This is a genomic window from Pseudomonas extremorientalis (genome assembly GCF_024584605.1).
Classification (GTDB): domain Bacteria; phylum Pseudomonadota; class Gammaproteobacteria; order Pseudomonadales; family Pseudomonadaceae; genus Aquipseudomonas; species Aquipseudomonas extremorientalis.
The window spans coordinates 4,227,501-4,241,175 of record NZ_CP089519.1 but is presented as its reverse complement, the minus strand read 5'-3'; the positions used below and the strand labels follow the sequence as shown (position 1 = coordinate 4,241,175).

The 13,675-nt window shown below is 52.6% G+C and carries 11 protein-coding genes, 1 tRNA gene and 1 pseudogene; 8 read left to right on the top strand and 5 right to left on the bottom strand.

From position 1 onward, the window contains the following. Position 1: 1 nt before the first annotated feature. The 7 genes from ihfA to LUU92_RS18945 all read left to right on the top strand — a co-directional run bounded on the left by ihfA (position 2) and on the right by LUU92_RS18945 (position 5,193). Positions 2–304: an integration host factor subunit alpha gene (gene ihfA / locus LUU92_RS18975; RefSeq protein ID WP_002553164.1), complete on the top strand. Its 303-nt coding sequence runs from the start codon at positions 2–4 to the stop codon at positions 302–304. Next, a complete protein-coding gene (locus tag LUU92_RS18970) occupies positions 285–641 on the top strand; it encodes a MerR family transcriptional regulator (RefSeq protein WP_010209127.1) in 357 nt (118 codons plus the stop codon). Before ihfA ends, LUU92_RS18970 begins: the two co-directional genes overlap by 20 nt. Positions 642–731: 90 nt before the next feature. Further along, positions 732–808 (top strand) — tRNA-Pro (locus LUU92_RS18965). A 702-nt stretch (positions 809–1,510) separates the two neighbouring features. Next, entirely contained in the window at positions 1,511–1,867 is a 357-nt protein-coding gene (locus LUU92_RS18960) for a hypothetical protein (protein WP_257102483.1), read from the top strand. Positions 1,868–1,870: 3 nt separating this feature from the next. Next, a complete protein-coding gene (locus LUU92_RS18955) occupies positions 1,871–2,941 on the top strand; it encodes an ABC-three component system protein (RefSeq protein WP_257102482.1) in 1,071 nt (356 codons plus the stop codon). Continuing rightward, positions 2,942–3,376, top strand: coding sequence for an ABC-three component system middle component 2 (locus LUU92_RS18950; RefSeq protein WP_257102481.1), 435 nt, complete (start codon positions 2,942–2,944; stop codon positions 3,374–3,376). Further along, the gene (locus LUU92_RS18945) at positions 3,376–5,193 is read left to right on the top strand and encodes an AAA family ATPase (protein WP_257102480.1); all 1,818 of its coding nucleotides are present in this window, start codon (positions 3,376–3,378) and stop codon (positions 5,191–5,193) included. The genes LUU92_RS18950 and LUU92_RS18945 overlap by 1 nt, the downstream gene beginning before the upstream one ends. A gap of 303 nt (positions 5,194–5,496) precedes the next feature. On the opposite strand, the gene LUU92_RS18940 is transcribed toward LUU92_RS18945, so the two are convergent. The 3 genes from LUU92_RS18940 to LUU92_RS18930 all read right to left on the bottom strand — a co-directional run bounded on the left by LUU92_RS18940 (position 5,497) and on the right by LUU92_RS18930 (position 9,788). Continuing rightward, positions 5,497–6,525 carry a hypothetical protein gene (locus tag LUU92_RS18940; protein WP_257102479.1) on the bottom strand — a complete coding sequence of 343 codons (1,029 nt, stop codon included), beginning with the start codon at positions 6,523–6,525 and terminating at the stop codon, positions 5,497–5,499. 240 nt (positions 6,526–6,765) lie between these two features. Then, positions 6,766–8,142 carry an AbiJ-related protein gene (locus tag LUU92_RS18935; protein ID WP_257102478.1) on the bottom strand — a complete coding sequence of 459 codons (1,377 nt, stop codon included), beginning with the start codon at positions 8,140–8,142 and terminating at the stop codon, positions 6,766–6,768. Between the two features lie 38 nt (positions 8,143–8,180). After that, complete coding sequence (locus LUU92_RS18930; RefSeq protein ID WP_257102477.1) at positions 8,181–9,788, bottom strand: hypothetical protein; 1,608 nt, start codon at positions 9,786–9,788, stop codon at positions 8,181–8,183. A gap of 213 nt (positions 9,789–10,001) precedes the next feature. Between LUU92_RS18930 and LUU92_RS18925 the strand changes: the two are divergent. Then, positions 10,002–10,109, top strand: a pseudogene (locus LUU92_RS18925) (transcriptional regulator); the annotation flags it as partial. A 220-nt stretch (positions 10,110–10,329) separates the two neighbouring features. On the opposite strand, the gene LUU92_RS18920 reads toward LUU92_RS18925, so the two are convergent. Beyond that, a complete protein-coding gene (locus LUU92_RS18920; protein ID WP_257102476.1) occupies positions 10,330–12,528 on the bottom strand; it encodes a hypothetical protein in 2,199 nt (732 codons plus the stop codon). Beyond that, the gene (locus LUU92_RS18915; protein WP_257102475.1) at positions 12,528–13,670 is read right to left on the bottom strand and encodes a hypothetical protein; all 1,143 of its coding nucleotides are present in this window, start codon (positions 13,668–13,670) and stop codon (positions 12,528–12,530) included. The genes LUU92_RS18920 and LUU92_RS18915 overlap by 1 nt, the downstream gene beginning before the upstream one ends. Positions 13,671–13,675: the final 5 nt, after the last annotated feature.

Below are 13,675 nucleotides of genomic sequence, written 5' to 3'. Positions count from 1 at the left end.
TATGGGGGCTTTGACGAAAGCTGAGATGGCGGAACGTCTGTACGAAGAGTTGGGTCTGAACAAGCGCGAGGCCAAGGAATTGGTCGAGCTGTTTTTTGAAGAGATCAGACACGCTCTGGAAGACAACGAACAGGTCAAATTGTCCGGTTTCGGCAATTTTGACCTGCGGGACAAACGCCAGCGGCCTGGCCGCAATCCAAAAACGGGAGAAGAAATCCCGATCACGGCTCGCCGTGTGGTCACCTTTCGTCCAGGGCAGAAGTTGAAGGCCCGAGTTGAGGCTTATGCTGGAACCAAGTCATAACGACGAGCTACCCGTCATCCCAGGCAAACGCTACTTCACCATTGGTGAAGTCAGCGAGCTTTGTGCGGTAAAGCCGCACGTGCTGCGCTATTGGGAGCAGGAGTTTCCTCAGCTCAACCCCGTCAAACGCACCGGGAACCGTCGGTATTATCAGCGCCAGGATGTGCTGATGATCCGACAGATCCGAGCGTTGCTCTACGATCAGGGGTTCACCATCAGCGGCGCGCGCCAGCGTATGTCCGGTGATGAAGCCAAAGACGACACCACCCAATACAAACAAATGATCCGCCAGATGATCGCCGAACTCGAAGATGTGCTGGTGGTGCTGAAAAAGTAATTCCGGCTTTTAAAATACTTCCACATTTCAAAAGCTTGCGGTATATTCCGGTTCGCTTCGTCAAGAAGCAAACCCAGTAACACGCCTAGTCGGGGCGTAGCGCAGTCCGGTAGCGCACTAGCATGGGGTGCTAGGGGTCGAGTGTTCGAATCACTCCGTCCCGACCATATAAATCAAAGGGTTGCGAGATTTTATTTCGCGACCCTTTTTATTTGTGAACGATTTTACCCCCATAAAATCGCTGGCTCTGGGTGGAATTCTCACGGCTTTCACGTGGGTAGACGCAGGCGTTAGCGCTCACGCGTGGTCTCTTTATTGAATCGGCTGAAATCTTATTCTCGACGATTAGGAAAAAGTCGTGGCCGCGTCCGATAAGTTCTGTACGTGTGAGCTAAATCCATAAATGGACATGTCAAATCTATACAAATCAGTAGCTTATTTTTTGTCCATTGTCCATTTTTCTCAAATCGATGAACATGTCGGCTACCCCCACCCCCCACACAAAGCCCGCAATTCCATAACCCTCATTCCCCAAGTGCCGCGCACGACTCCTCCAGTTAGCCCTCCAGGCGCCCCGTCGGGTTCCCCAGCACGGCGCATTAAAGATAGTATTGTGCCATTACCTATGGACACTTAGATGCCCAGCCACCCCCGCCTAAGGGGAGAGTAGGGCGGTAGGAATTCGGCATGGATCAGCTACGCCACAGAAACGCAGACAGACGACCATCATATCCCGAGGCGGCTACTTGGGAGTCTTAGTCGTGCATGCGATTAGAAGAGCACCCGCTTGAAAGCCTGAAAGCCCAATAACTCAAGAACCCAGACGAATCCCCAGACGAACAATATGCCGACAACTAAGGAACTCATGCATGAGTGAGCAGGAACAGGAAAAGGGCCAGGAACAGAAGCAGGAATATGCTTTTCATCCTGCCGATCTAGTCGAATACGCGATGGACAAACCCATCGGCGCAGCCCGCGCGGCGCTGGCAATTGGACTGGAAGAAGCTGACGTTGACCCTGAAATCATTATTGCCGAACTGATGGGGAATATGGAGTTGAATCAGCGTTTCCTGAAGAAGCTCACGGGCGCCTTGCGGAAGAATCCAAATAAAATCCTTGGTGAGATGCCAGATCGTATCCAGACTCTACAGGTGGAGCGCGACCTCGGATTATGGTATGGGCTAATTACAACTCAGCAAGCAAAGTACCTTGTCGCAGAGGAGTAGCTAATGTCTTTTGGTGAAAATGCCATTAAGCTCCCTCCACCCCCGGAATTCGAGCTCACAGCACTGGATGTAGAAAAAGGTGAAACAGTTCATCCCCTGGATCGCCTGCAGATCATGTCTGCGGATACTTGGGAAATCTTTACGCTGGAGTTCGTCTCTTACTTAGGTAAAGACTACGAATCGGTCACTCGCTGTGCTGGTGCGGGAGACAAGGGGCGCGATGTCATCGCGCGGCATGCGACCGGGTGGGACAATTACCAATGCAAGCACTACAAAGATAAACTGAGCGTAGCAAACGTAGTTGGGGAGCTGGGTAAGCTGGTTTACTACACGTGGAGGGAGGATTACACCCTGCCGCGTGAGTACCGCTTTGTTTCCCCGAAAGGTTGCAGCTCTGATTGCATCGATATGCTGTCCAAGAAGTCTCGCATCAAGGCTGAGATCATTAAGCGTTGGGATAAGGTATGTAAGGATAAGATTACGAAGGCGGAGTCCATTCCTCTTGAGGGTGGTCTGTTGGATTATATAAATACCCTTGATTTTTCATTTGTTGATGAAATGTCTTCACAGGAGTTAATTGATAGGCACGCCCTGACGCCATATCACACGACGCGGTTTGGAAGCTATCATCTTAAGCGACCGCAGGTTCGGAAGCCTGAGCCCAGCGCTGTTGGTGATAATGAGAAAATTTATATTGATGCGCTTTTAGATGCGTTCTCTGATGCCGATGGTGCAGAGTATTCATTCAGTAGCGTCATGGACTCTGAGTATAAGGAAGATCTTGAGCGAGCGCGGATTAACTTTTTCAGCGCTGAGTCACTGGAGATATTTTCGCGCGATGCTTTTCCTACAGGATGCTATGAAAGCCTCAAAGGTGAGTGCCACGAAGGCTTGCACAGCGTGGTGCGTAAGAAATTCGATGATGGGTATCAACGTTTTCTCGAAGTAAGCACGCAGTCCGTTAATATTCCATATGACTCTCATCCACTTCGGCATTTCTTGCAGACCTCCGATCGAAAGGGGCTATGTCATCAACTGGTGAATGACCTAAAGTTTAAATGGATTAAGAAATAGATGACGAGCTCAAAGGATTTGTACAACAGCCCTGTGGAAGTTGGTGCACGCATTGTTCTGTTGCTTGCAGGCTTAGCCCGGCAGCTTGATCTCGATGAACTTATCTTCTTTGACTATGCCTCTATTTATAGTAGTGACTTTCAAGGGGATGCAAGCCTGCATCCAATCCTTTTGAATCGACTTGCCGAACTGGTGCGTAGGCGAGAAATTTTCCCCGGCGCCATAAAACTATTTACCGCTAAAGGTTTGATTACTTCCCAAGTTGATGAGAAAGGTGTTCGATACTCTATCACCAGTGCGGGTAGTGTGTTTGCCGCCAAGTTGAGTACTGAATATCATGTGGATTTCAGAAGACGTGTTTCTTGGGTCGAGGCTAATGTTGATTTTCTCGCTGCTCAACGCCGCACTATTTATAAAATTGACAGGGTGGTCTGATGTATATTGAAAGCGTTGTCGTGAGTGGCCCTGACCGTGCAGACGCCGCTGTTTATTTTGAGAAGGGTGCGAACGTTGTTCAAGGCGGCTCCAACACTGGTAAGTCCTACATTGTTCAGTGCCTGAAGTTTGCCCTTGGTGCAAATACGCCTCCAAAGCCTATCAACGAGTCGCAGGGCTACACCACTCTCAAGGTTAAGTTTGTGCACGATGATGGGCGCTCCTTCACTATTGAGAGGCACCTTTCAGAAAGCTCTAAGCCTACTTTTTACGATGAAGAGGGGAAGGTTCAAACCCTGGGGGTGAAACATAACCCTACAAAGATGAATTCGATCTCCAATCAATTCCTGGATAGGTTGGGGTTGAATGGAAAGCTGTTGTTGAAAGGTACAGCCTCTCTCAATAACGCTTCGTTCTCTCTTCGTGATTTCGAAAAAGTATTTTTGATGGATGAAACGCGAATCGTGGCTGAGTACTCTCCACTGGGTACGGGTCAGAAAGATGAGCGCACTATGGAGACATCCATTCTGAAGCTGTTGCTAACGGGGAAAGACGACACCGGGGTTAAAAAGGCTAAAAAGGAGTTGGCGTCAAAAGGGGCATTGAGGCACAGGGCAGCTGCTGTCGAAGACATTATCAAGCAATTCTATCCAGGTGACGACGCGGCTGAGGCGCTTGAACTCCAGAAGCTCAGTTCTTTTACGACCCAAGTTAAGCTTCGGCTCAAGGTGGCTGAAACTGAGCTGGAAGGCGCTTTTCATTCGAGTGAAGGGCTATTCACCCAAAAGGCCAGCCATATCTCCGAACTGGAAGTGGTCGAAGGAAAAATTGCTGAAGATAGGGCCCTACTGGGGCGGTTTGGCATGCTTGGCCAGAAATATGAATCAGACCGCCAGCGTCTACAGGGAATTGAGCAAGCGGCAGTCTTACTCGACGAGTCAGACGCGGTGCTTTGTCCAACCTGTGGCAATCATTTCGACTCCGAATCATGCACAACCGATGTCGATGACATCAAGAAGGGGGTTTCCTTCGAACTGGAGCGAATTTCGAAAAACCTCCATGAGCTTGGGGAGGCACAGGGATCCTTGGCGGCAGCGATTGAACGGAATACTTCCACCGCTGAGACTACCAAAACGTCCATCGCAGCACTGGAGAAGTTGATCTCCACAGAGATTCAGAGCTCAGTGCAGCTGGTGAGCGATCTGAAGGAGCTAGCCTCATGCCTCAACCAGGATCACTCGGCGCTGGATAAGTACGTTACGAATAAGGCCAAGTTAAGAGGGGAGCTGAAAAAGCTGGGTGTATTGCTGCTTGAGGAGCAAAACAAATACACCCCTGAAAGCTTTGAGGAGTCTGCCAAGCCTTTGGTTAAAGAGATTCAGGATATCTTGCAGCGCTGGAGTTTCCCGAATCACGCCCCGGTGGAATTCAACTTCAAAGCACGGGACATCACCATTGGTGGGAGTGCGAGAGGCAATTTTGGCAAGGGGTATCGAGCCATCGCGTCTTCTGCATTTGCTCTAGGGCTGATGAATCTACTAAAACTCTCTGGGCGCCACCCTGGCTTTGTGGTGCTTGATTCGCCACTGACGACATACAAAGAAGGGGATCCGGAGCCTGAGGAAGATGATGAGGAAGTGGCAGCGGACGTGATTTATGCGTTCTATCAGGATATTGCCGACAACTTCAAAGATTCTCAAGTGATTGTATTTGAGAACAAGGAGCCTGATATGGCGCTCATCCCTCATTTGAATTATCAGCACTTCACGAAAAGCAGAAAGAGTGGGAGATACGGCTTCTTCCCACTACGAGGCTGATCCGACTGTATAGTTTGTCGGTCACCCTTACATGGCGGGGTGATCGACTTACTAGCTTTCGGCTCTCTGTAAACACGAATGATTGGTTTGGGTGAAGGTACAGGCCAAAGCTTAAACCTTCCCGATCAGCGTCATGGGAGCCCTGAGTCTTGAGTCCCGAGTCATGGAGTCGTGGAGAGCTAATAACGCCCAAATATTAACTCGTGGGCTTGGCTTGGGCTATCCCCGTGCAGGTCAGCTAAAAAGTCTGTTTGCATGGCGGGCTGTTGAGGTCTTCTCCACAGCCCTGAGCGCATGAAATGATCAGTCGAGAAATTCTACGGTTGCATGCACGAATTGCTGGCCGTCCTCATTCCTCCAGAAGGTATGACTGCATTGCTTACACTGATGCTGAGTCATCGGTGGGTCAATTCTTTGCTGCTTGGTTTCGAGGTCATGACCATGGCATACGCTACAGAACAATTCCCAATCTAACCTGGCTGTTGCCCACTGAGATAAATTGATTTTGACGAGAGGGAGGGAGGCCTCGATGAGTGAGGCAAAGACCTGCGCCCATGCCTCGAACCGCGCCTGTTGGAATGTATGACCTTCCCACTCGCCTCGATCCAGGCCGGTGTTGTTCAGTTTCTCTTCGCTACCATGGATATACCCATTGAGCAGGCTGTAGGCATCGGAGATGGTAGTTTCCAGCTCTGTCGAAATGATCCCATCTTTTTTCAGGCGCGATAGAACTCCGTCCTTGCCACGTATCGAAGGCGCTTGGTACTCGTTAGATTTCCATTTCTTGAACAGCTCGGGCCGTCTGCAAAAATGGATTGGTAAAATGACGCTTTCGATGAATCCGCGCAGCACTTGCATGGACTGACGGTAGTACAGCGCGCCCGCCAGCTGTACAGAGCACATCAGATCAGACCGGGTTTCAAGCATGTGTGAAAGAGAAAAATATCCTGCTTCGGACAAGACGTTGCCGATGGTCTCTTGCCAAGCTATCAATGTCTTAGCTAACCGTCCGAACACAGGGTCATGCTCAAAGTCGACCATCACGGGTGCTTGGGTTCGTGCACCAGGCGCCGGCATTGAATGACTTGCGGTCTCTGCAAAGTGGTCTGCCAAAGCCAGGGCTTGGTTGATCGCTCCCTCCAGCCTTTCATCTGCCTGATCTTCATAACCCGTACCTTCAAGTAGTTTGTGAATGAAGGTATGCAGGTCGTTTCCTGACGCCCAGGCTGATATGGCCTCCGGAACGAATGGCAATATTGAGAGCGCGTTTTGCGGGAAGATTTCCTCTGGGCTCGCGTCAGTAGGGAAGGTACCTTCAAAAACACTGTCCATGAATTTCGATTTCCTTGGTAGATTTTGAAAATGTGAGCCTTCGGGGGGCGAGGGTGAGCATCCCAGCGTCTCGCTGAAATTCTATCGTGATGATCAGGTCTTCCACATGGTGCCATCTGTGGATTTGGAGGAGCAATGTGAATCCAGGAAGAGGCCGCAAGCATCGGCGTTGATCAATTACTTCGCGGAAAGTTTTTCAGCGCTCAGGCTAAGCGATCTTCGGCTTATGGGATCAGTGAATCACGGTGCCGGCAGCAATGAGTAACGTTCAAACAGCGAGCGATAGAATATTATCAGCACCTCCTCGGCATTAGGCTGCTGAAGCTCGTGAACACCGAAGCGATAGACCTCATACCCCACCAGCCTAAGAGCCCTGTCAGCTGCCATCATCTCGGCGTAGAGGCGGGGACTTGAGCGTCCGGTTGCATCGCAATAGTGGTGTTTGCCATCAATCTCGATGACAACCCGCACCCCGCCCGGCAATAGTAGAAGGAAGTCCATGCGCGACCTGAGCAATGCCTCCTTGCCGCGCCGTGAGACCGTCAGGGGATCCCAGTGAAACCAGACCTCGGGCAGTAAGACTGGAAGTTCAGGAATGTGTGTCGTGAAGGCCTTGAAAAAGCTGCTGAAGGCTAGCGCTTGAGGGGGCGATGATTTAGGCAGGCAGGCCTCCAGGCGCCGATATAGGCGATTTTTGGCCTGGCCTTCCTCGATGTCATAGGTTTGGGCATACCAAGCCTGTAGGTCGCGCCACAAGAGGCCGGTGCTTCCGATAGGTCGGTCATAGATCAGGATATCCGTTGGGTCGGACATCACCTCGATATCGTTGTCCAGGGCGTTGCCGAGTCGCAGATCTGGCTTCGTGGTGGAGGCGAAGATCAGGTTCTTGGGGGAGGACTGCTTGGCTGATCCTACGTAAGCCAAGGAGGCCGTCAGGAAGGCATCGTCCCCCACCCCGACGACAATGTGGACTCCACACGTTTTGAGGGTATCGTTGACGATCTCAATGAATTTTCGCTGAGCGGGTTCGCTGGGCAATACCCGCGAGGAAGCCAAGGCTTCGACGAATCGGCCAAATCGGGCATGCGAGGACTGAAACGCTCCGAGCTTGTCGAAGATCGTCACCGCATCCCAATCGGGATTTTCGATGTAGTGGCGGACAATTTCTTGGCGAAGTGTCGGGGTCGGTCGCAGCAAATTCACAAACGACATCGTGTCGATTTGCCAGAACTCACCGAGCACGTGTTCAAAAGCAGCCCTGTCTATGAATAGCTCGATGGGGTTGAGCCTTTCTGCCAGCTCTCTTCGGTAACGACCGGGGATGACAGGCGCTGTTCCATCGTCCCACACCAGCTCTTGAAGCTGGTCTCGCTCATGAGCCGCAAAGCCGATCAGTTCCAAGGCCGTCTGAGCGGCAGCCAACATTTGAGCATCACTCGAAGCTTCTACTGCTTTCTCAAGGTGTTGCCTTTTGGAGCTGTACTCAGTGCAATCATCCAGCCCTAGCCTGAAAAGCAATTCAGGGATCCGTGTATCCGTGTAGTGGTCTTTCTGGTTGCCCAAGATCTGACTGAAGGTATCTCGCAGGCTGGTGAGGTTTTGCTGGGTTCGAGGCATGCGCAGGGGGGGCTCCGATGTCGTTGAACGGATCGTGCTCACCCTAGTTCGATATTCGGCCCGTAGGTCAGAATATCTACCAGGCGCAGCGCTTTTCGAGCATCCGTCTTTAGGTTGGCGAATTCAGGGTCTCGCAGGGCAGTGATGAGCATTGAGCGGTCGCTGGCATCGGTCGCTGCTATGAGCAACTGGCGAGTCCAGTATTTCTTAGAATCTGGATTCTCGGACGCATACACCGCAGGAAAAGCCTGGCCGGCAGTGAATTCGCCGGCATATAACGCGGCTAGTGGCGGCATTGCTTCCAAAGATGCTTCACGAACAGTGCCTTCGTTGCGCTCCATCGAGTCGGGGATGCTTTCTCGTGCGGTTTCAGCCGCAGCAGATTGTGTGACGGTAAAGGTCGCAATTTCAGTAGCTGGCGGAAGTGTGCGCTCCTGTCTTTTGGCCTCAAGGGCTCTGATGGCTGCGGTACAGCGTTCTTTGAACTGTCCCTGAGCCGATACCGCCGAAGCCCTGCGAAGCTGGCCGATTAGCTGACCGATGTCGTCGACCATCGATACCAAGAACCAGTATGGGCGCTCTGTTCCTTGCTGGCTCAATGCAGTAGCCACGAAAGGCCACACCTCTTGACCGGTGAGCGTTTGCCGATCCAGAGTCTCGCGTAGCTGCTCAGGGCCTTGGAGGCACAAATCGAGCAAGAAGGACTCTGGGGGCAGATCCAGAATACCTTGATCGAGCCGTCCATTTGCATTTCCCACGTCTGCGCCAAACTGCTCACGCGCGTGGCCAAAGGCTTGGCGCATGTCCTGCAAGGCGATAGGTAACGCATTTGGGTCGTTTGGCCGGACAACTACTGGTAGTGCTTGGCCCCCTGCATTCATGCGACGGAACCTCATTGGTGCCGCGCGTTCAAGTGTTTCCAAAAGCAAAGTGATGTCAGCAGGGCGTGGCGAGACTACGGAGCGGTCAAACGCTTCAAGCCACTCCGGTGCTTCTGGGGGGACTTCGGGGAGGATCAGGAACAAAGATCGTAAGGCGTTGACCCGCTCGGTAATTGCATCGGTGCTTTGGAATTTTTGAATGAGGTCATCAATCAATACAGTCTGGTCGATGACTTCATCTGGTGGTATCGGCAACCGATCCATATAGGCGCGGATACGAGTTGACCTGGCTAGGAGCTCAAGGAAACTGTGAACCTTCACGGCTTGTTTCAGTGTCACTGTGCGAGACAAACCAAGGCCAGCATGGAGCCCGGTCGCCCGGTAGGTGAAAAGCACAGAAAATCCTTCTGACGCCTGCAGGATCGACTCGCGGTGTTGAGCGGGGTCGGCTACGCCTGCGGTCAGGAAAGAGCTAGCAGGAATGGGCGCGCGGAGTAAATCCCTCATGTCCGACAAAATCTGTCGCGCGCTTTTGTACTGGGTGGGGGACGCAGCCAGAGCCTCATCGCCCCGAACCTGAACGATAATTGCAGCCAAAGCCTGCTCAGCGGCGGCTCCGATCAATCCAATCGCGGGGGAGTATCGAGCTACCTCAACTCTCAGGCTTCCCCGATTTGGAGTGCCCAGGCAATGCAGCGCCAAGGCCAAAGATTCTTGGCTCGCTTCCAAAAGACGTATTGCGCTGTTACTGAGGTATCTGGGCATCGCGAATCCTTGCACTGCTCAATTGGTGGCTCAGCGGAGGATGGCCTGGAGAGGTCATCGTCTCTGGCTAGATCAAAGCGATCGTCACTGCTTACGACGAATCAGCTCCGATGGCATGCATGACGTCCACTGTACAGTGTGGACGCCATCGCTCAGACCGAAAAATTGCCGTGGTGCACTGTCGAATCGATGTTGCCGGGGCACTATCAGGTAAACCCCCACACGGGTGAATTTATAGAGACCAAAGGGGGAAATCACAAAGGTCTGAAGGCCTGGAAAGTACAGTATGGTGCGGAAACTGTTGAGTCGTGGCTCAATTGATCCATCAGCCGCGCTAGGAGTTTTCAGCCTAACGAGACCAGGCAACTCATGCTGCCTGTCCCAACGGACGCCACCGTCTGGCTCGCAGATCCGTAGCCCAGCAAGATTAGTGAGCCGTTGATTGGGCCCATCGAATTTGCCACTTCATTGCCTGAACTGCTGCTTGGTCTCTCTGTATTCGGCATGTCATGGCCGGCAAGCCGACTTTCAGCGGGTCATTCTAGTGATTAGCTTGCTTGGCCAGCACAAGCATCCCGAGCAATTCGGACGTATTGCCAGCGTGCTGCTTCAGCGCATCGTCCAGCAGAGTCTCCATATCCGTTTTCGCCAGCCGAAGCGAGCCTACGGCGATGGCAGCAGCGAACTCAAGGGCTGCGTCGCCGAAGTCCTTGTCCGAACGTGCAAACACCTTCACTAACAGCTCTTTCATCACCTTGCTGAGCTCAGGGCTGGATGAGTAGTCCAACTCCGCTGGGTGGCATGCCCTCAGCATGCACGCTTGCAGGATGGCCTCGTTGAATCTGAGGAAGCACTCTGGGGCCAATACGACCGACTCGTAGCCGTTGGGGCAGAGGCGCCTTTCGTGATCTTTGTGTTCCCGGGCGTTTTGGAGCACGGCTGCCATGGTGAGGTGCACCATGCTGGGCTCAACGTCAGCGTAGCGCCTGGCAATCTCGGTTTTGTTTCCGAAAAAGAGAAAACCTTCTGAGAGCCGCAGCGGGTTGCCTCGTGGCGAAAGCAAAAATCCTCGAAACGCACTTAAGGCTGCCTTTCCAGCTAGATCGAGGGACGGCAGGATGTTGGAGGTGTTGGGCAGGTGCTCAAGGCCTAGGTCATGGATGTTTTGTTCCGAATGAGCCTTGTGAGTTTCGATCAAGCGATGCCAAGAGTTGTCATTGGAGTCTTCACCAAGTGGGAGCTGTATCCAGTTGGAAAAGCCGTACTCCCTGGTCGTGGGGTTGCGAACCAAGAACATACGCAATTGGTTCCATGACGCGTTCGTCTGGGGGATACCGATCGGGGAAAGAAAATGCCTCGGAATGTACGCTTTGATGTACGAACGCAGATCGCGACTGATTTCGCGAAGCACGCCGCCATCTCGGGCGACGGTGGAAACGATCACTACGCCGGTGGCGTCTTTGCAGTTGTCCTTCTCCAGTTCGTGGTATGGAAGCACTGTAATCGACGAACCAGCAGCCAAGCGAGTGCGCAGGCGAGCCACGACGATCACTGCGAGAGCTTTGGAAGCCTCGTCATCGGCGTGGATAACGTGACTTACGGTCAGGGGGAATGACCAGTCAATTTCTGCGTCGAGCCATTTCTTAAACTCTGCGTGTTCCAGCAACTCGATGACATCAAGCTGCAGCAGCTTGCTCTTCGTTCCAACTCGGGTATTGAAAGGGTGTATCGAAAAGCCAAAAAACTGATGGAAATCGGTCAAGGCTTTCGGAGTATGTGGCTGTCCGAGAACGACTGGTCGAGGAGGCTTGGCTTTTGACGAGAAATTTTCGCCGATGATCTCGATCAGGGTGCCGTCGCTGACTTTCAAGTCAGGGAATGCGACCCCCATATTATCAAGCGCGACCATTACGTCGCCGGCTCGTCCCTGGGACGTCACATCGACGATGGTGGCGATTCGCTGAGGATCCCAAACGCTGCTTGCCATCTTCTTTGCCATGCTTCCGGACGTCGAGGCGGAGACAATGCAGAAATAGGGATCTGATGGAGGATTGATCTTCTCCAACTCATCATAGGAGTGGAAGCTGACTATCTCTGCCTCGGAGCGGCACAGGGCCAGGGCACATTTGACGTAAGCATAGATACCCATGGTATCGATGAAAACCTTGGTGCTCCCTTGCAGGGCCTGCCCGTGGCATAGCGTGATCAAGTATGCGACGACGTACAACTCTGCCTCGCCTGAGGCGATTTCCCTTGCTTGGATGAAGACCTTGTTCCGGCGTTGGGAAGGGTGCTTGAACACATGGCCAGAGGGGGCCTGGTGAATGGCACTGTTCTTCTCGATAAGGCTGTTTACGCCACGGGTTATGAGAAGCTTCAGATCCACGTTGTAAGGGCCCGTATGCGCTCCAAGGGCGTGTTGATTGAAGTTTGTGCCATCCCACTCAACGAAGGTGTATTGCTTCACGAAGTCAAAGCCAGCCTTCATGCCGCGCTTGATCATGGTTTGCAGGTGCAGATTGGCCGGATCCCAGGCTGCCTTGAACGTGTTGCATTGCTCGGTAGAGCCCACGATGTACACGCAATCGGGAAGATTGGCATCACTCTTGAGGGCGGTCTCTACATCGGTATACACATTGCCTTCGGTCAGTTGGCAGCGTTTATAGCAGAGCACTAGGGCTTCAATGCTGCCGTGCGTGGGGCAGTGTTTCAGGTGCCGCCAGGAATAAAAGCGTTCCATCACTGGGCCCTCAGCGGTACGAGAATAGAAATGACCGCACCTTGAACGGGCGAAAGGTTGGTTTCAGTCCAGTCATTGAAAGCAAAAAGGTCACGGTTATCGCCAGGCGTGAAGGCGTTGAACATCGACAGCCTTCCCGTGCGGATCCTCATCAGCCCGCCGATTTGCCTCAACTCTTGCAAGACCGAGGGCAAGCCTTCACCTGCTGCTGTCTGGGATTTCGACGTTGATTTGTGCTGCAGGCAACGGAGAAGCGCTCGTCGTTCATCTTCGAGTGACATCTCTTGCACGCGCTTGCCAGTGAAGCGGCTGACTAACCCTGGCCCTGAGTCAAAATAGCTGATCTCGAATGCCCGGAGGCTCTTGGCTCCGGTTTCGGTTCTAGCAGCTTCATCATTCCAGTATTTGTTCAGATCGGGGTGGCCAGAGAAATCGTCTTTGAAGGTCGACTCGTAAAACCGTGTCCAGCCCATCAGCACCCCCTCGACATGCGAGAGATACGGCCTGCCAGTATGGTCTGTGATCGCGTGCTCTTGGGTGTTTTGAATAAGCTCAGCAGAGAACAAAGCGAGCGCATCGACCAGGGACTCAGGTACTTTGGCCCTGCTTTGCTGCGTTGTACGATCCACTAGCGTGCGCATCACTGGGGCCATGCCGTCTTTCTCTTTAGCCTTGCCTCGCGAAGAAAACAGCGGCTTCAGATACTGGATTTTGGAACCTCCGACGCACAGGAGGTCTATACAGCGCCCCTTGACAAGGTCGTCAAACTCTTGAGCATCCATCGCTTGCATTCTTTTGGTCGCGAAGGTCAGAACGTCTCGGCGATCAATTTCCTTGCTACCAATCCGAATTCCCTTGGACAGCCGAACCCCTGCAATCCCAGGTGAGTAATCACAAACAGACTGCTGAGCATCCAGTTCTTGAGCGTTTGGATGAATGTCCAGATAGTCATCTTCGAGTTTTTGGCGAGCAAGCGTAACGACCATCTGCAGTCGCGATGCGTCATGCATCGGGCTATGTCGAGCGCCGAGGGTGTCTATAGGGAAGCGAAACACGGTATCGCTGTCGGAGTACTCGATCTGGGAGATGATTTCCTCAATCTCAACCAGGCTCCGGCACTTCCCCACGTGGTTAATTGCCAAGCTAT